Annotated in this window: 21 protein-coding genes; 19 read left to right on the plus strand and 2 right to left on the minus strand. The window is 65.0% G+C overall.

The genetic code is table 11. From position 1 onward, the window contains the following. Nucleotides 1–3: 3 nt before the first annotated feature. From NKJ76_RS28710 to NKJ76_RS28740, 7 genes are all read left to right on the plus strand, one after another. Entirely contained in the window at nucleotides 4–1,521 is a 1,518-nt protein-coding gene (locus tag NKJ76_RS28710; RefSeq protein WP_352538937.1) for a sugar ABC transporter ATP-binding protein, read from the plus strand. Nucleotide 1,522: 1 nt separating this feature from the next. Beyond that, complete coding sequence (locus tag NKJ76_RS28715) at nucleotides 1,523–2,494, plus strand: ABC transporter permease (RefSeq protein ID WP_023694460.1); 972 nt, start codon at nucleotides 1,523–1,525, stop codon at nucleotides 2,492–2,494. A gap of 2 nt (nucleotides 2,495–2,496) precedes the next feature. Continuing rightward, nucleotides 2,497–3,444 carry an ABC transporter permease gene (locus NKJ76_RS28720; protein WP_352538938.1) on the plus strand — a complete coding sequence of 316 codons (948 nt, stop codon included), beginning with the start codon at nucleotides 2,497–2,499 and terminating at the stop codon, nucleotides 3,442–3,444. 126 nt (nucleotides 3,445–3,570) lie between these two features. Next, the gene (locus NKJ76_RS28725; RefSeq protein ID WP_023670460.1) at nucleotides 3,571–4,596 is read left to right on the plus strand and encodes a BMP family protein; all 1,026 of its coding nucleotides are present in this window, start codon (nucleotides 3,571–3,573) and stop codon (nucleotides 4,594–4,596) included. 174 nt (nucleotides 4,597–4,770) lie between these two features. Next, a complete protein-coding gene (locus NKJ76_RS28730) occupies nucleotides 4,771–6,282 on the plus strand; it encodes an ABC transporter ATP-binding protein (protein WP_023756509.1) in 1,512 nt (503 codons plus the stop codon). Between the two features lie 281 nt (nucleotides 6,283–6,563). After that, nucleotides 6,564–7,619: an ABC transporter permease gene (locus NKJ76_RS28735; protein ID WP_023831836.1), complete on the plus strand. Its 1,056-nt coding sequence runs from the start codon at nucleotides 6,564–6,566 to the stop codon at nucleotides 7,617–7,619. Then, on the plus strand, nucleotides 7,616–8,560 hold the full coding sequence (locus NKJ76_RS28740) for an ABC transporter permease (protein ID WP_352538939.1): 945 nt from the start codon (nucleotides 7,616–7,618) through the stop codon (nucleotides 8,558–8,560). The genes NKJ76_RS28735 and NKJ76_RS28740 overlap by 4 nt, the downstream gene beginning before the upstream one ends. 210 nt (nucleotides 8,561–8,770) lie before the next feature. Here NKJ76_RS28740 and NKJ76_RS28745 read toward each other — a convergent pair whose 3' ends face one another. Then, a complete protein-coding gene (locus NKJ76_RS28745; RefSeq protein ID WP_352538940.1) occupies nucleotides 8,771–9,538 on the minus strand; it encodes an SDR family NAD(P)-dependent oxidoreductase in 768 nt (255 codons plus the stop codon). A 233-nt stretch (nucleotides 9,539–9,771) separates the two neighbouring features. On the opposite strand from NKJ76_RS28745, the gene NKJ76_RS28750 reads away from it, so the two are divergent. Together NKJ76_RS28750 and NKJ76_RS28755 are read left to right on the plus strand one after the other, a co-directional pair. After that, nucleotides 9,772–9,927 carry a hypothetical protein gene (locus NKJ76_RS28750; RefSeq protein ID WP_023670454.1) on the plus strand — a complete coding sequence of 52 codons (156 nt, stop codon included), beginning with the start codon at nucleotides 9,772–9,774 and terminating at the stop codon, nucleotides 9,925–9,927. Nucleotides 9,928–10,085: 158 nt separating this feature from the next. Continuing rightward, nucleotides 10,086–11,039 carry an LLM class flavin-dependent oxidoreductase gene (locus NKJ76_RS28755; protein ID WP_352538941.1) on the plus strand — a complete coding sequence of 318 codons (954 nt, stop codon included), beginning with the start codon at nucleotides 10,086–10,088 and terminating at the stop codon, nucleotides 11,037–11,039. A gap of 87 nt (nucleotides 11,040–11,126) precedes the next feature. Here the strand turns inward: NKJ76_RS28755 and NKJ76_RS28760 are convergent, their stop codons facing one another. Then, on the minus strand, nucleotides 11,127–11,795 hold the full coding sequence (locus NKJ76_RS28760; protein ID WP_023686098.1) for a cysteine hydrolase family protein: 669 nt from the start codon (nucleotides 11,793–11,795) through the stop codon (nucleotides 11,127–11,129). Between the two features lie 345 nt (nucleotides 11,796–12,140). On the opposite strand from NKJ76_RS28760, the gene exbB reads away from it, so the two are divergent. The 10 genes from exbB to NKJ76_RS28810 all read left to right on the plus strand — a co-directional run bounded on the left by exbB (nucleotide 12,141) and on the right by NKJ76_RS28810 (nucleotide 22,802). Beyond that, entirely contained in the window at nucleotides 12,141–13,130 is a 990-nt protein-coding gene (exbB, locus tag NKJ76_RS28765) for a tonB-system energizer ExbB (RefSeq protein WP_352538942.1), read from the plus strand. 6 nt (nucleotides 13,131–13,136) lie between these two features. Beyond that, the gene (gene exbD, locus NKJ76_RS28770) at nucleotides 13,137–13,595 is read left to right on the plus strand and encodes a TonB system transport protein ExbD (RefSeq protein ID WP_352538943.1); all 459 of its coding nucleotides are present in this window, start codon (nucleotides 13,137–13,139) and stop codon (nucleotides 13,593–13,595) included. After that, nucleotides 13,592–14,551: an energy transducer TonB gene (locus tag NKJ76_RS28775; protein ID WP_352538944.1), complete on the plus strand. Its 960-nt coding sequence runs from the start codon at nucleotides 13,592–13,594 to the stop codon at nucleotides 14,549–14,551. The genes exbD and NKJ76_RS28775 overlap by 4 nt, the downstream gene beginning before the upstream one ends. 171 nt (nucleotides 14,552–14,722) lie before the next feature. Further along, nucleotides 14,723–15,817 carry a transporter substrate-binding protein gene (locus NKJ76_RS28780; protein ID WP_023732923.1) on the plus strand — a complete coding sequence of 365 codons (1,095 nt, stop codon included), beginning with the start codon at nucleotides 14,723–14,725 and terminating at the stop codon, nucleotides 15,815–15,817. Continuing rightward, nucleotides 15,814–16,413 carry an ANTAR domain-containing response regulator gene (locus NKJ76_RS28785; RefSeq protein WP_023715884.1) on the plus strand — a complete coding sequence of 200 codons (600 nt, stop codon included), beginning with the start codon at nucleotides 15,814–15,816 and terminating at the stop codon, nucleotides 16,411–16,413. The genes NKJ76_RS28780 and NKJ76_RS28785 overlap by 4 nt, the downstream gene beginning before the upstream one ends. Beyond that, nucleotides 16,391–17,293 (plus strand): ABC transporter permease, encoded by a 903-nt coding sequence (locus NKJ76_RS28790; RefSeq protein ID WP_023693235.1) that lies wholly within the window; start codon nucleotides 16,391–16,393, stop codon nucleotides 17,291–17,293. Before NKJ76_RS28785 ends, NKJ76_RS28790 begins: the two co-directional genes overlap by 23 nt. 13 nt (nucleotides 17,294–17,306) lie before the next feature. After that, a complete protein-coding gene (locus NKJ76_RS28795) occupies nucleotides 17,307–18,227 on the plus strand; it encodes an ABC transporter permease (protein ID WP_023698726.1) in 921 nt (306 codons plus the stop codon). A 76-nt stretch (nucleotides 18,228–18,303) separates the two neighbouring features. Then, on the plus strand, nucleotides 18,304–19,899 hold the full coding sequence (locus NKJ76_RS28800) for an ABC transporter substrate-binding protein (RefSeq protein WP_444849001.1): 1,596 nt from the start codon (nucleotides 18,304–18,306) through the stop codon (nucleotides 19,897–19,899). Next, nucleotides 19,889–20,833, plus strand: coding sequence for an acetamidase/formamidase family protein (locus NKJ76_RS28805; RefSeq protein WP_352538945.1), 945 nt, complete (start codon nucleotides 19,889–19,891; stop codon nucleotides 20,831–20,833). Before NKJ76_RS28800 ends, NKJ76_RS28805 begins: the two co-directional genes overlap by 11 nt. Nucleotides 20,834–21,020: 187 nt before the next feature. Further along, nucleotides 21,021–22,802, plus strand: coding sequence for an ABC transporter ATP-binding protein (locus tag NKJ76_RS28810; RefSeq protein ID WP_023698727.1), 1,782 nt, complete (start codon nucleotides 21,021–21,023; stop codon nucleotides 22,800–22,802). The last annotated feature ends 18 nt before the right edge of the window (nucleotides 22,803–22,820 follow it).

A 22,820-nucleotide genomic window follows, 5' to 3' on the forward strand; every position in this document is an offset into this window, starting at 1 on the left:
AGCATGCCTGAGGCCAATACGGACATCATCAGACTGGGCGGCGCCGAAAAACATTTCGGCGCCGCCCATTTGGACATCATCAGGCTGAACGGCGCCGAAAAACATTTCGGCGCCGTTCGGGCGCTTAACGGCGTCGACTTCCATGTTGTATCAGGCGAATGCGTCGGGCTGGTCGGCCACAACGGAGCCGGCAAATCGACGCTGATGCATATGGTGGCCGGTACGCTGCAGCCCGATGGCGGTGAGATCGCGGTGCGTGGCAATGCCGAAACCGACTACTCGGTGGCGCGCGCGCTGAAACTCGGCATACGCTGCGTGTTCCAGGAACTGTCGCTCTGCCCTAACCTCAGTATCGCGGAGAATACGCGCATCAACCATCCGGCGCTCACCGGCTTCGGCTGGCGACGCAAGGCGGCTGCTCTCATTGCCGCCAAGCTGGACGAAATCTTTCCGGATCACGGCATCTCGGCAGACGACATTGCCGGCGATCTCTCCATCGGCCGGCGGCAGATGGTCGAGGTGGCGCGCGCCTTCACGGTGACGCGCGATCCGCTCGACTTGGTCATTCTCGACGAGCCGACCTCTTCGCTGGACGCGCATACTGCGGGCCAGCTGCTTGCCTTCGTGCGCCGTTTCGTAGCCACCGGGGGCAGCTGCATCCTGATCTCGCATGTGCTGGGCGAGGTGCTGCAGAATGCCGACCGCATCGTGGTCATGCGCGACGGCAAGGTGGTCGCCACGGACGTTGCAAAAGCGTTCGACCGCGACCGGCTGGTGGCCACCATGGGCGGCGCGGAAGCGCGCGAGAAGATCGCGGCGGAGATCGCCGCCAGGCCGGCGGCGGGCCCGCTCAGGGTGCGGGCGCGGCCCGAGCGGCAGCAGGACGGCAAGGAGCTTGTCGCCCGCGCCGGCGAGATCATCGGGCTTGCCGGGCTTGCCGGCCATGGCCAGACCGACCTGTTGCTGGCGATCTTTGCCGCCGCGACGCGTAGAAGGCTTGATATCGAGGTGACCGCCCCGGTGGCGCTGGTGGCCGGAGACCGCCAATCGGACGGCATTTTCCCGCAATGGTCTATTGCCGAAAACATCGGCATCCGCTCGCTGGCGCAGCTGCGCAAAGGGCTGCTGATCTCGCCGCAGCGCGAGGCCGAGCTTGCCGAGTTCTGGAAGCAGAAGATTGGCATCCGCACGCCTGATATGACCAACAACATCTTCTCGCTGTCCGGCGGCAACCAGCAGAAGGCGCTGTTTGCCCGCGCACTGGGTTCCGATGCGCAGATCGTGCTGATGGACGATCCGATGCGCGGCGTGGACATCGGCACCAAGCTTGAGGTCTACGATCTCGTGCGCGAGGAGGCGGCCAAGGGCCGGACCTTCCTCTGGTACACCACCGAGACCGAAGAGCTCGACAATTGCGACCACATCCATGTCTTCAAGAACGGCCGCATCGTCGCCAATCTCACGCGCGACGAGCTGACCGAGGAAAAGATCATCCAGTCCTCATTCGGCGACGCGGCCTGAGATGACGGCAGTCGCTCCCGGCCCTACGTCCTCGCCGCGCAGCAGCGCGGCCCGCGCGCGCCTGCTGCGCAGCCTGTTGCCGGCGCTGTCGCTGGCGCTGGTGGTTATCGCCATCGCCTGGCTCAACCCACGCGCCATCAGCTATTTCGGCTTCAGCCTGATGTTGAACCTCGCTATTCCGATCGCGCTGGCGACGATCGCCCAGATGTTCGTCATCGCCGGCAATGAGCTCGATCTGTCGATCGGCACCTTTGTCGGCTTTGTCGGCTGCGTCACCGCGACCTGGCTGAAGGACGCGCCGCTGCTCGGCGTGATCATCCTGCTCGGCTCCATAGGCGTTTATGCGCTGCTCGGCGCACTGATCCATCTGCGCAATCTGCCGTCGATCGTGGTGACGCTGGGCATGAGCTTCGTCTGGCAGGGGCTTGCCATTCTGGTGCTGCCCAAGCCCGGTGGCAAGGCGCCGGACTGGCTCTTGTCGCTGATGGCCTTCAAGCCGCCCTTCATTCCGTTCCCTATCATCGCCGCGCTGGCGATCGCAGCGGTGGTGCATTTTGGGCTGATGCGCACCTCCTATGGCGTCATCCTGCGGGGATCCGGCGGCAATCCGGCGGCGCTCAGGCGCGCTGGCTGGTCGCTGCTTCGAACCAAGATCGTGCTGTTTGCGCTGACCGGCCTATTCGGCGTTCTGTCCGGCATGGCGCTGATCGGCATCACCACCTCGGCCGACGCCAATATCGGCAATGGCTACACGCTGCTGGCGATCGCCGGCGTCATTCTCGGCGGCGGCGAGTTCGTCGGCGGCCGGGTGTCGCCGATCGGCGCCGTGCTCGGCGCGCTGACACTGGCGCTGGCGGCATCGCCTCTGCTCACCTTCATGCACATTCCGCCGGATTGGCAGGTCGCCGCCAACGGCGCCATCCTGATCATCGTGCTGGCAGCCCGCGTCCTGATCAGCCGCAGGGAGAGGTAGCGATGACGCTGGTTAAATCGCTGGCCGCCAAACCCTGGATATGGTCGTTCATCGGCGCGATGTTCGTCTGGCTGGCGACCATCGCTTTCACCGGCGGCTATGGCGGCGGTGGCATGGTCACGGCGGCACTGTCGCTGGCGGTGTTCACCGTCATCGTCGGAGTCGGCCAAATGTTCGTCATCACGCTCGGGCCAGGCAATGTCGACCTGTCGCTGCCGGCCAATATCGGGCTCGCCAGTGCCGTCGCCATGAAGGTCATGGGCGGCAGCGATTCCATGATCGTGGTCGGGCTGCTCGCCGCGCTCGCCTGCGGCGCCGCCATCGGTGCCGTCAACTATCTCCTGATCTGGGCGCTGAGGATCCCGCCGATCATCGCCACTCTGTCGGCCAGCTTCATCATCCAGTCGATCGACATCAGCTATGGGCGTGGCCTGCAGATCAAGCCGCCGCCCGGCTTTGCCGATTTTGCGAACTGGCAAATCCTGGGCATTCCAGTGCTGGCGATCCTTACCGTATTGTTCAGCATCGGTGCGGCCATCGCCTTGCAGCGCATGATCTATGGCCGCTCGGTGCTGGCGATCGGCCAGAACATCCGCGCCGCGTGGCTTGCCGGCGTCAATGTCGGCCGCACCCGCTTCCTGACTTACACGCTGTCGGGCGCGCTCGGCGGCATGGACGGGGCGCTGCTCGCCGGCTATTTCCGCGGCGCCAATGTCGATATCGGCAACGAGTACCTGCTGGCCTCGATCGCCGTCGTCGTCATCGGCGGCACCTCGGTCGCCGGTGGCAAGGCCAATGTTCCCGGTGTCTGGGGCGCGGCGCTGTTCCTGGTGCTGCTTCTGACCATGCTCAACACGTTCGGCGTCAGCGCCGGCGTTCGGCTGTTGCTGACCGGGCTGATCATCGTCGGCGTCATCACCGTAGCCGGCGGCGAGAAAGCGGTACGCTAGCGCCGGCTCCTGCCAGCGACACGGCCAAATTTGACCATGTGGACAAAAGTCCGCACCCGTTCCATAGTTCCGCGTCTGATTTCGGAACAGCCGGCTCGACACGGCTGTCAAACAGAGGGGCACTAGATGGAAAACCGGAAAAACAAATCGCAATCGACCGGCCTGTCGCGGCGCGACGTGCTGGAACTCGGCGCACTTGGCCTGGCCGCAGCCATGCTGCCGGGTGCAGCCTTCGCCAAGGACAAGAAGCTGAAGGTGGCGGCGATCTTCGCCACGCCGATCGAGGAGCCGTGGGACAACCAGATCCACGTCGCCCTGCAGAAGGCCGAGAAGGAACTCGGCATTGAATACAAATGGTCGGAAAAGGTGCAGACCGCCGATTTCAGCCGCGTCATGCGCGAATATGCGCAAGGCGGGTATCAGCTGGTGCTGGGCGACGCCTTCGCCGCCGAGCGTGAATCGCGCCGCACGGCAAAGCAGTTCCCGAAGACGGCATGGCTGTTCGGCTCGGGCGCCGGGCCGGCCGAGCCCAATTTCGGCGTCTTCGACAACTGGATCCACGAGCCGGCCTACCTGTCCGGCATGATCGCCGGCAAGATGTCGAAGTCGGGCACGATCGGCGCGGTGGCGGCCATGGGCATTCCGGAAGTGAACCGGCTGGTCAACGCCTTCTTTGCCGGCGCCAAGGAGGTCAATCCCAACATCAAGAAGAAGGTCGCCTTCATTGGCTCGTTCTTCGATCCGCCCAAGGCCAAGGAAGCGGCGGTCGCCCAGATCGATGCCGGCGTCGATGTCATCTATGCGGAGCGCTTCGGCGTCATCGAGGCGGCGGTGGACAAGAAGATCCTCGCCATCTCCAACATGTCCGACCAGTCGAGCCTCGGCCCCGACACGGTCATAACCGGGCCGGTCTGGGACATGTATCCGACGGTCGAGCAGGCGATCAAGCTGGTCAAGGCCGGTGTCTTCACCGCGCAGGACTATGGCGATTTCTCGCGCATGGCCAAGGGCGGGTCGTTCCTGGCGCCCTACCATAAATTCGACAAGACGCTGCCGGCGGATGTGAAGGATCTGGTCGAGAAGAAGAAGGCCGAGATCCTGGAAGGCAATTTCCGGGTGGATGTGGATGAGAACACGCCGGTTTCGGATTAGCTCGGCGCACCCCCTCCCCCTTGAGGGGGGGTGGCCCGCAGGGCCGGGTGGGGTCCTCCGCGAAGTGCTCCATCCTGCTAAGTCATGGGTTGAGGCAGTTGAGGTGACCCCACCCGCCTCGCTTCGCTCGGCACCCTCCCCTCGAGGGGGAGGGGTATCTCCGCAGGAGCATCCTTGTCCGCCCCTCTCATCGAAATGCGCGGCATCACCAAGAGCTTCGGCGCCGTCAAGGCGAATGAGGCTGTCGATCTAAGCGTCGCCCCAGGTGAGATCCTCGGCCTGCTGGGCGAAAACGGCGCCGGCAAGACGACGCTGATGAATGTGCTGTTCGGCGCCTATGCGCCGGATGCCGGCGAAATTCTTATCCAGGGCAAGACCGTGCGGATCACCAGTTCGGCCGATGCGCTGGCCGCCGGCATCGGCATGGTGCACCAGCATTTTCATTTGGCGCCAAGGCTGACGGTCCTGGAAAACCTTCTGATTGGCATTCCCGGCAAATCCGGCCGCATCGACCGCGCCGGCGGACTTGCCCGGTTGTCCGACATCAGCCGTCAGCATGGGCTGACGCTGGACCCCAACCTGCCTGTCTCCGCGCTGTCGGTCGGCGAGCAGCAGCGGCTCGAAATCGTCAAGGCGCTGTTTCGCGGCGCCAGGCTGTTAATCCTCGACGAGCCGACGGCGGTGTTGGCGCCGGGCGAGGTCGACGGGCTGTTTTCGGCGCTGCGCTCGATGGCGGCGCAGGGGCTCGGCATCATCTTCATCTCGCATAAATTGAACGAGGTGCGGGCGCTCACCCATCGCTGCACCGTATTGCGGCACGGCCGCGTCGCCGGCCGTGTCGACGATCCGGCGAACACGACATCGGCAGAAATGGCGCAGCTGATGTGCGGCCATGAGATCGTGCCGCCGGCAAGAGGACCTTCGACCCCAGGCGCGGCGGTGCTGACGCTCGACGGTATTTCCACCTCACGGCATTCGGGGACGCCGCTGCGCGACGTATCGCTTGCCGTTCGCGCGGGCGAAATCCTCGGCATTGCCGGGGTCTCCGGCAATGGCCAGCGGGCGCTGGCCGAGGTGATTTCCGGCACGCGCGCGCCCGACGCCGGCGCGATGACGATAGCCGGCAAACCTGCTACGCGGTTCTCGCCGCGCGAGGTGCAGGCGCTCGGCCTTGGCCGCATCCCGGAAGACCGTATGACGACCGGGCTGGTCACCAATCTGCCGCTCGCCGATTCCATGGTGTTGCCGCGCATTGGTACTGCGGCTTTCAGCAGCCGGGGCCTGCTCAAGCCAGATGCGATCCGCGCCTTCGCCGAAGAACAGATCAAGGCCTATGACATCAGGTGCCCCGGGCCGATGACCCGCGCCGGCGCGCTGTCGGGCGGCAATCTGCAGAAGGCGCTGCTGGCGCGCGAACTGGCTTTCGACCCGAAGGTGCTGATCGTCTCGCAGCCGACGCGCGGCCTCGACATCGGCGCCGCCCGCTTCATCCACGAAAAATTCCTCGACATGCGCGCGAAGGGCTGCGGGATCATCGTCATCGGCGAGGATCTCGAAGAGCTGCTGGTGCTCTGCGACCGCATCGCGGTGATGTATGAGGGCCGCATCGCCGGCACGCTGGACAGCGCCGATGCGAACATCGCGCGGCTTGGGCTGCTGATGACCGGGGCGGAGGGCAGAGCCTAGATGGACTTTCTCACTCGGTTCCTCGCAGAAACCTCAAATAATACTGCCCGCTTTTGGCTGACTTTAAGCGTCAGCGCTGCCCCTCACCTGCCTGCCGGCATCCTCTCCCCGTATAGAGACGGGGAGAGGGGCTCTCACCCATGGTTTCGCCAATCACCACAGCTGCAAGAGGGGAGTTGCATAGGGCCCAGATCCCTTCTCCCCGTGTCTATACGGGGAGAAGGTGCCGGCAGGCGGATGAAGGGCGGCGCGACCGTCTGGGCGGCGGAGGGGCATAGCTGATGTTCCGCCTCGAAGCCCGCAGTTCCACCCCCGCCTGGTTCAATCTCGCTTTGCCGCTGCTGGCCATCGGCGCAGCGCTGGTCCTGTGCAGCGGCCTCATCGCGCTGGCCGGCGCCGGCGTGCTTGAGGCCTATGGCGTGATGCTGTCGGCCTCGTTCGGCGACAGCTATGCCATCACCGAAACGCTGGTGCGCGCCGCCCCGATGATCTTCACCGGGCTGGCTGTGGCCGTCGCCTTCCGGGCCAAATTCTGGAACATCGGCGCCGAGGGCCAATTGCTGGCCGGCGCCGTGGCCAGCTGCTTCGTCGGCGCCATCCCGATGCCGGGCGCGCTGGCGATCCTGTCGATGGCGCTGGCGGGCGCTGCTGCCGGTGCCGCGGTAGCGCTGGTGCCCGCGACGCTCAGGGTCAAATTCAAGGTGGATGACGTCGTCAGCTCGCTGCTGCTCAACTCGGTCATCTACTATGCGCTGATGGCGCTGATCGAGGGGCCGTGGAAGGACTCGTTCAGCGGCTATCCGATCTCGCCGCCGATCGAGGATTCGGCGAATTTTCCGGTGCTGCTCGAAGGCACAAGGCTGCATCTGGGTGTCATCGCCGCGTTGATCGGGGCCCCGTTGATCTGGTTCCTGATCGTGCGCACCACGCTCGGCTTCCGGATCAGGGTCACCGGCGAAAGCCCGGAAGCCGCCCGCTATGGCGGCATACATGTCGAGCGGGTGCTGATCTCGACGGCGCTGCTGTCGGGCGCGCTGGCCGGGCTTGCCGGCGTCGGCGAGGTCGGCGGCGTGCATTTCCAGGTGATGAGCGACATTTCGCCGGGCTATGGCTATTCCGGCATCGTCGTTGCCATGCTGGCCAGGCTCAATCCGCTCGGCGTCGTACCGGCGGCGATCTTCCTGGCCGCCGTGATGACCGGCGCCGAAGCGATGTCGCGCGCCACCGGCGTGCCGGCGTTCCTCAGCGATGTCATCCAGGGCACGGCGCTGCTCGCCATGCTGGTGGCGCTGCTGTTCACGGCCTATCGCATCCGCCGCGTCGGTGCCGCCTTATGAGCGCGGTGTTCGAACAAATTTTTCAGGTCGGCTTCCTCGCCGCCATTATCCGCATCGCCACGCCGCTGGCATTTGCCACGCTGGGCGAGATGTTCTCCGAGCGGGCCGGCGTGCTCAATCTAGGTATCGAAGGCATCATACTGCTCTGCGCGATGACCGGCTTCACCGCCGCCAGCCTCAGCGGCAGCCTGTGGCTCGGGGTGCTGGCCGCGGTGTTGACCGGCATGGCGATGAGCGCGCTGCATGCGCTGTTCACGGTGGCGCTCGGCCTCAGCCAGCATGTCTGCGGCATCGGCGTTACTTTGTTCTCGTCCGGCCTTGCCTATTTCCTCTACCGTCTGACCTTCGGCCAGCAATCGGTGCCGCCCAGCATCAAGGGTTTTCAGACGCTGCCGATCCCGCTGCTGTCGGATATTCCGGTTCTGGGGTCAGCGGTTTTCAACCAGTTTGCGCTGGTCTACTTGGCAATCATTGCCATCCCGCTCGCTGCTTTCGTGCTCTACCGCACGCCTTGGGGGCTGTCGGTGCGGATGGTCGGCGAGAACCCGCGCGCCGCTGATTCCGCTGGGGTCAGCGTCATCGCCACGCGCTTCCAGGCGGTCATCCTCGGCGGTGCGCTGATGGGGCTTGCGGGCGCCTTCCTCACCATGGCACAGTTCAACGCCTTCACCTTTGGTGTGGTGTCGGGCCGTGGCTGGGTGGCGATCGCGCTGGTCGTGTTCGGCCGCTGGGACCCGTGGCGCTCTGCGGGCGCGGCGCTGCTGTTCGCCTTCGTCGATGCGCTACAATTGCGCATGCAGGCGAGCGGCCTCGGGCATATTCCCTATGAGGCGTTCTTGATGCTGCCGTTCATTTTCACCATCGTCGCGATGGCCGTGATGTCACGCAACGCGGTTGCGCCGTCGGCGCTGCTGAAGCCGTTTCGACGAGAAGAGCGGTAAGGCGAGTAGGACTTGGCGCCCTTCCTCTCCCTCCGGGGGAAGAGGTGGCGCTGCGAAGCAGCGACGGAGCGGGGAACCACCTCGCCACTGTTGCCAACGGGTGCGCATGAATCTTCCTTGCGCCAAGGGTCGGCCCCCCCCCCGGCGAGCTGCGCTCGACACCTCTCCCCCGATCGACGGGGGAGAGGAAGGGCGCCAAGCCTGGGATACTCACATCGCCGTAAAACCATTATCGACAAACAGATGCGTGCCATTGACGAAGCTGGACTCATCGCTGGCGAGGTACAGCGCTGCCTTGGCCACTTCCTCCGGCTCACCGATGCGGCCCTGCTGTGCGGCCAATGCGGCGTCCGACACGTCGACGCCGAGCTTGCCGAGATCGGCGACCTCGCGCAGGCCGTGCGGCGTGCGGATGAAGCCGGGACAGACGGCGTTGCAGCGTATGTTGCGGTCGCGGAATTCGACTGCGATGGCGCGCGCGAACATGTGGCAGGCGCCCTTGGTGGTGTCGTAGAGCACCTCCATGGGTGTGGCCGCCACAGCCGAGATCGACGAGGTGCAGACGATCGAACCGCCACCGGCAGCGATCATGCCCGGCAACACGGCGCGCGTCATCAGGAACATCGAGCGGACATTGACCGCATGCAGCCAGTCCCATTCCTGCACTGTCGTCTCCAGGAACGGCTTTATCACGATGGTGCCGGCATGGTTGAACAACACCGTGGCCGGGCCGAGCCTGGCAGTCGCCGCCTTCACTGCGGCCTCGACCTGCGCCTCGTCCGAGACGTCGGCCACCCAGTGTTCGGCGATATGTCCCCGCGCGCGTATCGCCGCCGCAGTGGCTCCCGCCGCCTCGCCATTGCGGTCGATGATCGCCACCTTGGCGCCTTCGGCGGCGAACAATTCCGAGGCCGCTCCGCCCATTCCGGTCGCGCCGCCCGAGATGATTGCAATCTTGCCGGCTAGTCTTGTACCCATGTTCTGTTCCCCGTTCCCGATCGAAATGATCCGCATTTACGCCGGAATGGCGATGCTATCGCCTATGCAGACGTCGGCCAAGCTTGTCGCTCGCTTGTCGCCAACAGGGGGCTCCCAGCAATGCCAAACCAAATAATAAGGAATACTGAGAAAATCGTTCTACATATCCCCAAAAAATAGCACTCGACAAAGTCTACTGATTTTATAGATTAATCCGCAAGACGGAGGTCGATATGTCCTATATCCAGAACGCCGAGACGGACCGCACCAGCCAGAGGCTGGCCAATAGCCAGGCTTTTCGCCCGGCCTATGCCGGCGCTTTCGCCTATCTCGTCTTTGCCCTTGCGTTCGTGTTCACCGGGGCAGTCGTGCTCGGCTTGATTCCCTGACCGATCAGGCCGAAGGGGTGGCGACCTAGCGCTTTCAGTGAGTGACCGGAGTTGATGAACCGAACGCGGACGCGCTTTGGCGCTGATGCTTGTTTTTACGCATGTCGTCGTCTCAAAACCGGGGGCGACATACATCCAACGTGATGGAGGCGATGGCAATGCCGATCGAGTTCACGCATGTTCCCGGTAAAACGCACGCCGCCGATGCCGGTTCGGCCGTACCGTTCTTCTATGATTTCGTCGAGACGGCGACCAAGCTGTCGCTGATCGAGGATTCCGGCTTCCAGAACATCGTCGTCGACGACCCGGCCGGGCTGTTGACCAATATGGACATCGCCGCCCAGGCGCTGGACCGCACCTCGTCGCTGGAAGTGGTGCTGACGCACTGGGCCGGCGTGATCGCGCCAGCCGTTGCGGCGCGGCAACTGGCGGCGCTCGACGCCAGGAGCGGCGGCCGGCTGGCGCTGAGGATGCTGAGCGAGCCGCTGGATGACGACGATGCCGAGACGCGTCCGGTCGGCCACACCGTGGTCTGGCAGCGCATCGACGAATATCTGGTGCTGCTGAAGCGGCTGTGGTCGAACGACCGGCCCTTCGACCATGAAGGTGCTTTCTACAGCATCAAGGGCGGCTACGTACCGCGCAAGGGGCCGCATGGCGTCGACGTGATCATCCGCATGGGTGGCCAGTCCGGCACCGCGCTCAAGGTCGCCGGCCGCCATGCCGACGTGTTTGAACTCACGGCTGGTTCGCTCGACGAGATCCGCCAGCTGATGGAACGGGCGCGCAGCGCCGCCGCCGAGCATGGCCGCGCCGGCAAGCTGCGTTTTGCGCTTCCGGTCCGGGTCCGCTCGGAGGGTGGCGGCTCTACCGTCGGACACAAGGCGGTCGAACTTTCCGGACCACCGGCGCAGATCGCCCTGTCGCTGCTGCCCTATGCAGCGCTGGGCATCAGCGAGTTCATGATCGTCGGTGTCGACCGGCCGCGCGAGATCGCCAGCGTCGGCCGCGAGACGATCGCGCTCTTGCGCAACTCGCTGGCACGCCGTGAGGCTGAGGTGCCGCAGCCCGGCGCGTTTGCGCGGGCGGGTGGGGACATTCACGCAGGGTGAATTTGCGGGTGGAATGAAAGCTATTTCGTAGCGTTCCGTCACACCCCCCTCTGCCCGGCAGGGCAGAGGGGGCTGTCCCGCCAGCGTCTAATCACCACTCAGCACTGCCAGCGCCTCCAGCACCGCGTCAGATTCCGTCAGCGTACCAAATACCCCGTCCTCCACCGTCACCATATGCAGCGCCGCGTCATGCGCGTATTGGTCGCCGCTGGCGCAGGCATCGGCGATGGTCAGGCACTGGAAATTGCGGTCGCAGGCCTCGCGCAGCGTCGTGTGCACGCAGACATCGGTCGTGCAGCCGGAAAAGATCAGATGGGTGATGCCGCGTGCGCGCAGCACAAGTTCCAGGTCGGTGTAGGTGAAGGCGCTGTTGCAGGTCTTGTCGACGATGATGTCGTGCGGCGCGACGTCGATGTCGGCGACGATCTGAAAGCCGGGGCCGGAGCGCAGCAGCACGTCGGTGCCTTCGAGACCCGCCCGCTTGCGGCGCCATCTCTCGTACGGCGTCATGTCGGCCATGTCGCCGCGATATCCCTGCCTGGTGTGAATGATGGTGAGGCCGGCCGCGCGTGCCGCTGATATCAGTCGGTTGACTGTCGGCAGGATGGCGCGCAGCGGCGCGGGGTCATAACCCTTCCTGGCGAAATAGCCGGTCGGCGAGAGGAAATCCTCCTGCAGGTCGATGACCAGCAGCGCGGTGTTTGCCGGCACCAGCCGGCCGTCATAGGGGAAATCGAACGGTATCGCCTTGATCATCGCAGCCTGCCTCAATTGCTGCCCGGTATCGTGGCCCAGCAACCCTGCGGCCGTCCATCCCTCAGTGCGACGACACCAGGTAGACCGATGCCAGGACGATGTGCCGTTGAGACATCGCGCCCACAATCGTCGGCCAAAAAGCCATCTTGTTTGTTGACTACAAAGCTCATGTTTTATAGTCAAGCAGGGGCACTCGGCCGCCTGAATTGTTTTCCAGCGGCGGTGCCGCGTTTGAGAGAAGCCAGAATCCGTGGCTGGAGTTTTCGGGGTCGAGATGGGGGTGTTCCCGCATCCCGTCACCGACCAGCCGATCGGTAACGTGCAATGACGAAGCGAGGACGAAGCGTGTCCAGAAATGGTTTGTTGGCGGCGCTGGCCGCGGTCATGCTGTCGGCCGGCAGCGCTGCTGCGCAAGAGCAGCCAAACACGCAGCCCAGGGTGACGACGGAACCCGCTGCAGCTGCCCGGTCGGCGGCCCAGCCTTCCCCGGTCGCAGTCGAGCGGCCCGCACCGGCTGCGCCTGTCGCGCCGGCTTCGCCAACTGCCGGGCAGGCGGCGCCGACCGCGCCACAGCCGGCAACCCAGCCCGGTGCATCCGCGCAGGCCGAGCCTTCGGCAATATCGCTGACGCTGCCGCACGATCTGTCGCCCTGGGGCATGTTCATGGCCGCCGACATCATCGTCAAGGCGGTGATGATCGGGTTGGCCTTCGCCTCGCTGGTCACCTGGACGGTGTGGCTGGCCAAATCGCTGGAGATTCTCTTCGGCAAGCTCGGCGCCCGTCGCGCTGCGCGCGCCGTCGGCAATGCCGCCACGCTGCGCCAGGCCGGGCGCGCGCTTGGCAACAGTGGCGGCCCCGGTGCGCTTTTGGTGCGGGCGGCCGAGGAAGAGACTGCCCTTTCGGCCGGTGCGCTCGGCCATGTCACCGGCGACGGGCTGAAGGAACGCGTGACGTCGCGCCTGTCGCGCATCGAAGCGGCGGCGGCGCGGCGCATGTCGCGCGGAACCGGCGTGCTGGCGACGATCGGCTCGACGGCGCCCTTCGTGGGCTTGTTCGGCACCGTCTGGGGCATCATGAACGCCTTCATCGGCATCTCGCAGGCGCAGACCACCAACCTCGCGGTCGTCGCGCCCGGCATCGCCGAAGCGCTGCTCGCCACGGCGATGGGCCTGGTCGCGGCCATTCCCGCGGTGGTCATCTACAACGTCTTTGCGCGGTCGATAGCCGGCTACCGGCAGCTCCTTGCCGATGCCTCGGCCGGGGTCGAACGGCTGGTCAGCCGCGATCTCGATTTCCGCACGGTGCCGCAGGCGCCCGCGCTGGCGGCGGAGTGATGGGCCATGGCGGCTAGAATTCGCGAGACTGTCGACGGCGATCTCGAGGAAAGCCACGAGATCAACGTGACGCCGTTCATCGACGTCATCCTGGTGCTGCTGATCATCTTCATGGTCGCTGCCCCGTTGGCGACAGTCGACGTCAATGTCGATCTGCCGGGTTCGACCGCGACACCGGCGCCGCGGCCGGAAACGCCGCTGTTCCTGACGCTGAAGGACGATCTGACGCTCGCGATCGGCAATGACAGCGTGCCGCGCCAGGCTTTTGCCTCCGTGCTCGACGGCAGAACCAAGGGCGATAAGCAGACCCGCATCTTCCTGCGTGCCGACAAGGCGGTCGGCTATGGCGAGTTGATGGAGGTGATGAACCTGCTGCGCGGCGCCGGTTATCTGAAGATCGCGCTGGTCGGGCTGGAGAGGGTGCCAGCGGACGCATCCCCGCCGCACCCGGGCGCCGCCCCGTGACGCAACTGGCCGCCGCCGCCCCCGCGGCCGACCCGCCGCGCGCCGGCGCGCGCGAGATCGGTTTGTGGGCGGCTGCGGTCATTGTCATTGTCGGCGCGCATGTCGCGATCGCCTATGCCGTCCAGAGCTTCAGCCTGGCCAACATGGCCGATGGCGGCCCGCCGCCGGCTGTGGCTATCGAGCTGTCGCCGATGATGGTGGCGCCGGCGGTGCGGGTGGACTCAGCGGCCGACGTGGTGACGCCCGAGCCGCCGAACCAGATCGAGGAGGCGGTTGCCGAACTGAAGCCCGTCGTAGAGCCCGAGCCCGGTCAGCCGGAGCCGGTCACCGAGAAGACGGAAGCGGTTCAACCCGCCGCTCCGATCGAGACGGCAGCGGCCGAGCAGCCCGATCAAGCGCCGCCGCTGGATGAGGTGGTGCCCGACATCGTCCCGACCATAGCGCCGGATGTGGTCATTCCGCTGCCCCAGACCAAGCCGGCGGAGACCAAGCCGGTGGAGGCCAAGCCGATCGAGAAGGCAAAGAAGGCTGCCGAAAAACCCAAGCCGAAAGCAAAGAAAGAGAAGAAGGAAAAGGCCGCGCCGGCGAAAGCGGTCGTGACCGCCAGTGTCGATCAAAAGGCAGCGGCGAAGGCGTCGGCGCCGAAGGCTTCGCAATCGAGTGGATCATCAGTCAATGCAAGCAAATGGAACTCCCAGCTGATCGGATGGATCAATCGGCACAAGCGCTACCCGAGCGCGGCAAGGTCGCGGCGCGCCGTGGGTACCGCAAATGTGACCTTCGTCGTCAGCGCTTCGGGCAAGGTGACCTCCGTCCGGCTGACACGATCTTCGGGGGACGCCGATCTCGATCGCGCCGCGCTCGGCATTCTGCAGGGTGCGACGGTGCCCGCGCCACCGCCTGAGAAGGCCGGTACGGCTGTCGTGGCGCCTTTGATGTTCACGCTGCGGAACTAGAAGCAGCCGGACAAGGCCGATCCCATGACCACGTACTTTCCCGCTTGACTGACCCGCCGGACCGAATACGCTAGCGCAAAATACCGGCCTTGGTCGCCGGGCGGCAAATATGCCTCGTATGCCTCGCCCTCCGGCGCTGGCTGCGGGGCATTGTCATTTCTGAGGATCGGTTTGAAACGGCGTATCGAGATCGGCATCCTGTATTCCCGCTCGGGCAGCTACCAGCTGGTCTCCGATGCGTGCCGGATGGGCGCCATGCGCGCCATCGCCGACATCAATGCCGATCGGAGCTATGGCATCGAAGTGGTTCCGGTCGAGCGCGATCCGCAAAGTAATGCCGATCGCTACGCGACTTTGTGCGAGGACATTTTCAGGACCAGCAGCGCGCGCCATGTCGTCGGTTGCGTCACCTCGTGGAGCCGCAAGGAAACCATCCCGGTGCTGGAGAAGGCCGGCGGCATGCTCTGGTATGCCTGCCCCTATGAAGGGTTCGAGGCCAACGAGCATGTCGTCTACATGCACGCCTGCCCCAACCAGCATCTGGTTCCGCTGATGGCGCATGTCGTGCCGCGTTTCGGCGCCAACGGCTTCCTGCTCGGCTCGAACTACATTTGGGGCTGGGAGATGAACCGCGTGGCGCGCGACCTGATCGCGGATGCCGGCGGCAAAGTGCTGGGCGAGCGCTATCTGCGCATCGGCGAGACCGACGTGTCGCGGCTGATCGCCGAGGTCCGGGCGACGCGGCCGAGCTTCATCCTCAACAATCTGATCGGCACCTCATCCTACGCCTTCCTGGCGGCTTACCGCGAGCTGGGCGATGAGGATGCGGCATTCAGGCCGGAAAACTGCCCCGTCATCTCCTGCAACCTCACCGAAGGCGAGTTGCCGGCGATCGGCGAGACAGGGAAAGGGCATCTGTCGGTCGGGCCCTATTTCGCGCCCCGGCCGGCTGCCTTCGCTTCGTCCTTCGAGGCCTCCGCCTATGCCTCGGTGCAGGTGATGGCCGACGTGCTGTCGCGCGACACTGATGCCGGCCCGGCGGAATTTTCCAAAGCCTTCGCCGAGCGACGCTTCTCCACCCGGCTCGGGCCGATCGCCATCGACGCCCACTCCCAGCACGCGACGCTGCCGGTGATCATCGGCCGGATCGCCGATGGCTTCTTCGAGGTCGTCAGCCAGGAGGATGAGGTCGCGCCGGATCCCTATCTGTCGCGCTACGACCCCGCCAAGACATTCGGCCGTCCGCGCCTGAGGGTGGTGTCATGACCCGGACGCGCATCCCCAATCTCGGCGGCGCGCGGGCTTTCATCCTGCATCGCCCGCATCCGACGGTGCAGGCCATCACCAGGCAATTGTCGGCCATCGGCCTGGCTACGATCGACTGCTGGCCGGAATTGCCGCCGGAAGCTCTCGCCGCCGATTTCGTTTTCTTCGATGCCGATCTCGGCTTTGACGAGCAATTCCCGTGGAAGCCGGGCGAGGCGCCGATGCCGCTGGTGGCGCTGATCGGTTCCGAGGCGCCGGGGCGTATCGAATGGGCGCTGTCGCACAAGGCCGATGCGCAGCTGCTGAAGCCGGTCGGCAATGCCGGTGTGTACAGCGCATTGCTGATCGCAAGGCAGAGCTTCGAGGCACGCAAGCATTTAGCCGGCGAGATAGCGTCGCTGCGCCAGCGCGTCGCCGAGCGCCAGACCATTGTGCGCGCGGTGACGGCGCTGTCGAAAGGCAGCGATGACGAGCGTGCCTATGCACAACTGCGATCGCTGGCGATGAGCTGGCAGATCAGCGTCGAGGATGCCGCGCGCAGGATCGTGGCAATGACGGATGAGGAAGGCGGCGATGACCAGTCCCATCGCGCCTGATCTCCCGGTACGCATGCCGGCAAAACCGCGCGCCGGCGTCTGGCGTCGGCTGGTCAAACGCCGCCTGGCGCTGCTCGGGCTGGTCATCGTCGCCATTGTTGTCGCCGGCGCTGTGCTGGCGCCCCGGCTGACCGGCTACGATCCCAACGAGCAGATGTTCGACGGCCTGACCATCGAGGGCTCGCCGCTGCCGCCCAGCGCCCAGTATTGGCTCGGCACCGACCTGCTCGGACGTGACCTCTTGACCCGCATCCTCTACGGCGCCCGCACCTCGCTGATCATCGGCATCGTCGCCAATGGCGTGGCGCTTTTGATCGGCACTTTGGTGGGCGTCACCGCAGGCTATTTCCGCGGCTGGATCGGCAGTGCGCTGATGCGCTTCACCGATCTGATGATGGCGTTCCCGGCGCTGCTGCTCGCCATCTGCCTGGCGGCAGTGTTTCAGCCGAGTCTGTGGATCGTCGCCATGGTCATCGCGCTGGTCAACTGGGTGCAGACGGCGCGTGTCATCTACACCGAGACCTCATCGCTGGCCGAGCGCGAGTTCATCGATGCCGAGCGCAGCATCGGGGCGAGTGCGCCGCGCATCCTATTTCGCCACATCCTGCCGCATCTGCTGCCGACCATCATCGTCTGGGGCACGCTCGGCATCTCGACCACGGTTCTGCTCGAGGCGACGCTTTCCTTCCTCGGCATCGGTGTGCAGCCGCCGACCGCGTCGTGGGGCAACATCATTTTCGAGAACCAGACCTATTTCCAGGCCGCGCCCTGGCTGGTGTTCTTCCCCGGCGCCGCAATCCTCGCGTTGGCGCTGGCCTTCAATCTGATCGGCGACGCGTTGCGCGACATCCTCGATCCGACGCAAAGGGGCCGGGAATAATGGGGGGCCGGTCATGATCGCCTATCTCGGCCGCCGGCTGATCCAGTCGCTGCTCATCCTGCTTGGCGTCTCGCTGATCACTTTTGCGCTGCTCTACCTCTTGCCGGCCGACCCGGTGCGGCAGATCGCCGGCCGCAGTGCCACGCCGCAGACGGTGGAAAACATCCGCCAGCAACTCGGCCTCGACCAGCCTTTCGTGGTCCAGTACTGGCACTATCTGACGAAGCTACTCAGCGGCGATCTCGGCCGCTCCTACATCCAGCGCTCGGAGGTCACCGAACTCATCGTCTCGCGGCTGCCGGCCAGCCTGCTTTTGATGGTCGGCGCCATCCTTTGCGAATTGCTGATCGGGCTCTCGATGGGCCTGATCGCGGCCGTCAAGCGCGGCACCGCCACCGACCAGACGCTGATGGTCGCCTCCTTCGTCGGCGTCTCGGCGCCGCAATTCGTGGTTGGCCTGTTGCTGCTCTACGTCTTTGCCGTGCGGCTAAGCTGGTTTCCGATCGGCGGCTACGGCACATGGCGCCATCTGGTGCTGCCGTCGTTGACCATGGGCGTACTCGGCGCCGGCTGGTATGCGCGCATGATGCGCTCGTCGATGATAGACGTCCTGCGCCAGGATTATGTCCGCACGGCGCGGGCCAAGGGCCTGGCGCGCAGCGCCATCATATTCCGCCACGCACTGCCGAATGCCATCCTGCCGGTCATCGCCATGATCGGCATCGACATCGGCATCTTCATGGGCGGCATCGTCGTCGTCGAAAGCGTGTTCGGCTGGCCCGGCATCGGTCAGCTGGCGTGGCAGGCGATCCAGCGCGTCGACATTCCGATCATCATGGGCGTCACGCTGGTGTCGGCCTTCGCCATCGTGCTCGGCAATCTGCTCGCCGACATCATCGCGCCGTTCATCGATCCCCGCATCAAGCTCAGATGAAAATGAAACAGAGAAAGGGAACACAACAATGAAAAAGTTTCTCGCATCCACAGTCGCGGCATCCGCCTTGGCCCTCATGCTCGGCATGACAAGCGTCCGCGCCGAAGACACGGTCGATCCCAACGCCAAGCAAGGCGGCGCCATCACCATCACCTACAAGGACGATGTTGCGACCCTCGATCCGGCGATCGGCTATGACTGGCAGAACTGGTCGATGATCAAGAGCCTGTTCGATGGGCTGATGGATTACGAGCCGGGCACCACCAATTTGAAGCCCGACCTCGCCGAAAGCTACGAGATTTCGCCCGACGGCCAGACCTTCACCTTCAAGCTGCGCCATGGCGTGAAATTCCACAATGGCCGCGAGATGACGGCCGACGACGTGAAATATTCGCTTGACCGCGTCACCAATCCGAAGACGCAGAGCCCCGGCGCTGGCTTCTTCGGCTCGATCAAGGGCTATGACGATGTCGCCGCCGGCAAGGCCGAAGGCCTTTCCGGCGTCACCGTCGTCGATCCCTACACGGTGAAGTTCGAGCTGACCCGGCCCGACGCCACCTTCCTGCATGTCATGGCCATCAATTTCGCCCATGTCGTGCCGAAGGAAGAGGTCGAGAAATATGGCGCCGATTTCGGCAAGCATCCGGTGGGCACCGGCGCCTTCAAGCTCGCCGAGTGGACACTCGGCCAACGCATCGTCTTCGAGCGCAATGCGGATTACTGGCACAAGGGCCTGCCGCATCTCGACAAGATCACCTTCGAGATCGGCCAGGAACCGATCGTGGCGCTGCTGCGCTTGCAGAAGGGCGAGATCGATGTGCCCGGCGACGGCATTCCGCCGGCAAAATTCCAGGAGGTGATGGCCGATCCCGAGCAGAAGGCGCGCGTCGTCGAAGGCGGTCAGCTGCACACCGGCTACGTCACCATGAACACTACCATGGCGCCGTTCGACAATGTGAAGGTGCGTCAGGCCGTCAACATGGCGCTCAACAAGGCGCGCATCATCCAGATCATCAACGGCCGCGCCGTGCCGGCCAACCAGCCGCTGCCGCCGTCGATGCCGGGCTACGACAAGGAATACAAAGGTTATCCCTATGACGTAGCCAAGGCCAAGGCGCTGCTGGCCGAGGCCGGTCATCCCGATGGTTTCGACACGCAGCTGTTCGCCATGAACACCGATCCCAACCCGCGCATTGCCCAGGCGATCCAGCAGGACCTGGCGGCCATCGGCATCAAGGCCAGCATCCAGTCGCTGGCGCAGGCCAATGTCATCGCCGCCGGCGGTGACAAGGCCGGCGCGCCGATGATCTGGTCGGGCGGCATGGCCTGGATCGCCGACTTCCCCGATCCGTCGAATTTCTACGGCCCGATCCTCGGCTGCGCCGGCGCGGTGCCGGGCGGCTGGAACTGGTCGTGGTACTGCAATAAGGACCTCGACGCCAAGGCGGCCGAGGCGGATTCTGTGGTCGACCCGGCAAAGGCCGGCGAACGCGACAAGATGTGGAGCGCCATCTACGACAAGGTGATGGAAGACGCGCCCTGGGCGCCGGTCTTCAACGAACAGCGCTTCACCATGAAATCCGCCCGAATGGGCGGCGCCGACAACCTCTATGTCGACCCGGTCCATATCCCGATCAACTATGACAATGTGTACGTAAAAGATGTGCAATAGCTGCGACTACACCATCCATGGGCGCCATCACCATTTCGGCTGGGACAATTCCTTTATCCCGGCCGAGCGGGTGGCGCCCGGCGCGACCATCGAGTTCCAGTGCCTCGATGCCGCCGGCGGCCAGCTGAACGCCGACAGCACGGTCGCCGAAATCGTCAAGCTCGACTTCGCCGGGGTCAACCCGGTGACCGGGCCGATCTTCGTCGAGGGCGCCGAGCCGGGTGACGCGCTCAGGGTGACGATCGAGATGTTCAAACCGTCCGGCTTCGGTTGGACGGCGAACATTCCCGGTTTCGGCCTGCTCGCCGACGACTTCACGGAACCGGCGCTGAACATCTGGAAATACGATGCAGCCGCGCTCGAACCGGCGCTGTTCGGGAAAAACGCGCGCGTGCCACTGAAGCCGTTCGCCGGCACCATCGGCAATGCGCCGGCTGAGATGGGGCTTCACTCGGTGGTGCCGCCACGGCGGGTCGGCGGCAATCTCGACATCCGCGATCTCGCTGCCGGCACGACGCTCTATCTGCCGGTTGAGGTGGCCGGCGCGCTGTTCTCGGTCGGCGATACGCACGCCGCACAAGGCGATGGCGAGGTCTGCGGCACGGCGATCGAGAGCCCGATGGACGTCGTGCTCAAGCTCGACCTTGTCAAGGACGCCAGGCTGAAGACGCCGCGCTTCACCACGCCGGGCCCGGTGACGCGCCATCTCGACGCCAAGGGTTACGAGGTGACGACGGGGATTGGGCCGGATCTGATGGCGGGCGCGAAGGAGGCGGTGGCGCAGATGGTCGATCTGCTCGCTGGGCGTTACCAGATCGATCCGGTCGAGGCCTATATGCTGGCCTCGGTGTGCGGGGACCTGCGCATCAGCGAGATCGTCGACATGCCGAACTGGGTGGTGTCGTTCTATTTTCCGCGTTGCGTGTTTGAATGACGGTACGTCGGCGCCGCACCCCCACCCCGCTGCTTCGCAGCGACCCTCCCCACAAGGGGGAGGGTAAAGCGCTGCCACCCTACCTCCCCCTTGTGGGGAGGTCGGACCGGAGGTCCGGGTGGGGGGCAGCGCCAAGGTTTGTGCGAATGGTGCGACGGAACCAATCCGTCGCAGGGCTCCACCCACAATGACCCTCGCCGACACCCCCGTCCTCTCCATCGCCAACCTCTCCGTCAGCGTGCGCGGCGAGGACGGCGAGCGCAATGTAGTCTCCAACCTGTCGCTGACGCTGGCGCGCGGTGAGACGCTTTGCATTGCCGGCGAATCCGGCTCCGGCAAGTCGATGACCGCGCTGGCGATCATGCAGCTTTTGCCGCAGCCGGCGGCGCGCATATCGTCAGGCATGATCCGTCTTCGGGATGGGAATCGGGGCGACACCGACCTAGCAACCCTCGACGAACGCCAGATGCGGCGCATTCGCGGCGACCGCATCGCCATGATCTTCCAGGAGCCGATGACCTCGCTCAATCCGGTGCTGTCGATCGGCCGGCAACTGACCGAATCCATCGAAGCGCATACCAGCCTGTCGTCGGCGCAAGCCCGCCAGCGCGCGATCGAGGCGTTGAAGGCGGTGCGCATTTCGGAGGCGGAAAGCCGGCTAAAGCAGTTTCCGCACGAACTCTCCGGCGGCATGCGCCAGCGGGTGATGATCGCCATGGCGCTGGCGCTCGAGCCCGACGTGCTGATCGCCGATGAGCCGACGACGGCGCTCGACGTCACCGTGCAAGGCGAAGTGCTGGAGCTGTTGCGCGACCTGCAGCGCCAGCATGGCACCAGCGTCATCCTGATCACCCACGATATGGGCGTGGTTGCCGAAATGGCCGACCGGGTCATCGTCATGCGCGACGGCCGCATGGTCGAAGAAGGCACGACATCGGATATTTTTGCCCGCCCGCAGGCCGACTATACGCGCGAACTGCTGGCTGCCGTGCCGCGCATCGGCAGTGGTGTCGGTCGACAGAAATCCAGGGATGCGATTGACGTCTTGAAACCGGCCAATGTCGCCGAGGTCAACGACCTGCATGTCCGCTTCGATCTGCGTGGCGGCATCTTTGGCCGGGTCACCCGCCGCGTCCACGCCGTCGAGGGCGTCAGCTTCTCGATCGCGCCCAACGAAACGCTTGCTCTGGTCGGCGAATCCGGCTGCGGCAAGTCGACGACCGCCAAGGCGCTGGCCGGACTGGCGCCGTATAGCGGCGACATCGTCATTGGCGGGCGCAATCTCTCCGGTCTTGGCCGCGACGAGCGCAAGGCGGTGCGCCGTGACGTCCAGATGATTTTCCAGGATCCCTTCGCTTCGCTCGATCCGCGCATGCGCGTCGGCGAGCTCGTCGCCGAGCCGCTGGTGATCCATGGCATCGCCTCCAAGGACGAGCGCCGCGAACGGGTGGGGGCGCTGTTCGAGCGCGTCGGCCTGTCGGCCGACCAGATGGAGCTTTACCCGCACGAATTCTCCGGTGGCCAGCGCCAGCGCGTCTGCATCGCCCGAGCGCTGGCGCTACGACCAAAACTGATCATCGCTGACGAAAGCGTCTCCGCGCTCGACGTCTCGGTGCAGGCGCGTGTGCTCGATTTGCTGAAGGAATTGCAGCGCGAATTCGGCGTCGCCTATCTCTTCATCTCGCACGACATGGCGGTGGTCGAGAACATTTCCGACCGCGTTGCCGTCATGTATCTCGGCCAGATCGTCGAGATGGGCACGCGCGACCAGGTGTTTTCCAACCCGCGCCATCCCTACACCAGGCGGCTGATCGACGCCGTGCCGGTGCCCGATCCGGCGCAGCGCAGAACGCGCTTCGCGCGCCTCGACCAGGAAATCCCGAGCGCCACCCGCAGGATCGGGGAGGCGCCGCTGAAGCTGGCGCTGAACGATGTCGGCGGCGGCCATCTGGTTGCTGCGGAAAGCTGAGCCCGCACTGGCTGGCAG

This window comes from Mesorhizobium sp. M0029 (assembly GCF_040323735.1).
In the GTDB taxonomy this organism is placed as follows: Bacteria; Pseudomonadota; Alphaproteobacteria; order Rhizobiales; family Rhizobiaceae; genus Mesorhizobium.

Coding starts and splice junctions, on each gene's coding strand:
- NKJ76_RS28790 (WP_023693235.1), top strand. CDS start 16,391: ATGACCAGTCCCATCGCGCCTGATCTCCCGGTACGCATGCCGGCAAAA.
- NKJ76_RS28725 (WP_023670460.1), top strand. CDS start 3,571: ATGGAAAACCGGAAAAACAAATCGCAATCGACCGGCCTGTCGCGGCGC.
- NKJ76_RS28735 (WP_023831836.1), top strand. CDS start 6,564: ATGTTCCGCCTCGAAGCCCGCAGTTCCACCCCCGCCTGGTTCAATCTC.
- NKJ76_RS28710 (WP_352538937.1), top strand. CDS start 4: ATGCCTGAGGCCAATACGGACATCATCAGACTGGGCGGCGCCGAAAAA.
- exbD (WP_352538943.1), top strand. CDS start 13,137: ATGGCGGCTAGAATTCGCGAGACTGTCGACGGCGATCTCGAGGAAAGC.
- NKJ76_RS28755 (WP_352538941.1), top strand. CDS start 10,086: ATGCCGATCGAGTTCACGCATGTTCCCGGTAAAACGCACGCCGCCGAT.
- NKJ76_RS28805 (WP_352538945.1), top strand. CDS start 19,889: ATGTGCAATAGCTGCGACTACACCATCCATGGGCGCCATCACCATTTC.
- NKJ76_RS28800 (WP_444849001.1), top strand. CDS start 18,304: ATGCTCGGCATGACAAGCGTCCGCGCCGAAGACACGGTCGATCCCAAC.
- NKJ76_RS28715 (WP_023694460.1), top strand. CDS start 1,523: ATGACGGCAGTCGCTCCCGGCCCTACGTCCTCGCCGCGCAGCAGCGCG.
- NKJ76_RS28750 (WP_023670454.1), top strand. CDS start 9,772: ATGTCCTATATCCAGAACGCCGAGACGGACCGCACCAGCCAGAGGCTG.
- NKJ76_RS28760 (WP_023686098.1), bottom strand. CDS start 11,795: ATGATCAAGGCGATACCGTTCGATTTCCCCTATGACGGCCGGCTGGTG.
- NKJ76_RS28810 (WP_023698727.1), top strand. CDS start 21,021: ATGACCCTCGCCGACACCCCCGTCCTCTCCATCGCCAACCTCTCCGTC.
- NKJ76_RS28795 (WP_023698726.1), top strand. CDS start 17,307: ATGATCGCCTATCTCGGCCGCCGGCTGATCCAGTCGCTGCTCATCCTG.
- NKJ76_RS28745 (WP_352538940.1), bottom strand. CDS start 9,538: ATGGGTACAAGACTAGCCGGCAAGATTGCAATCATCTCGGGCGGCGCG.
- NKJ76_RS28720 (WP_352538938.1), top strand. CDS start 2,497: ATGACGCTGGTTAAATCGCTGGCCGCCAAACCCTGGATATGGTCGTTC.
- NKJ76_RS28785 (WP_023715884.1), top strand. CDS start 15,814: ATGACCCGGACGCGCATCCCCAATCTCGGCGGCGCGCGGGCTTTCATC.
- NKJ76_RS28740 (WP_352538939.1), top strand. CDS start 7,616: ATGAGCGCGGTGTTCGAACAAATTTTTCAGGTCGGCTTCCTCGCCGCC.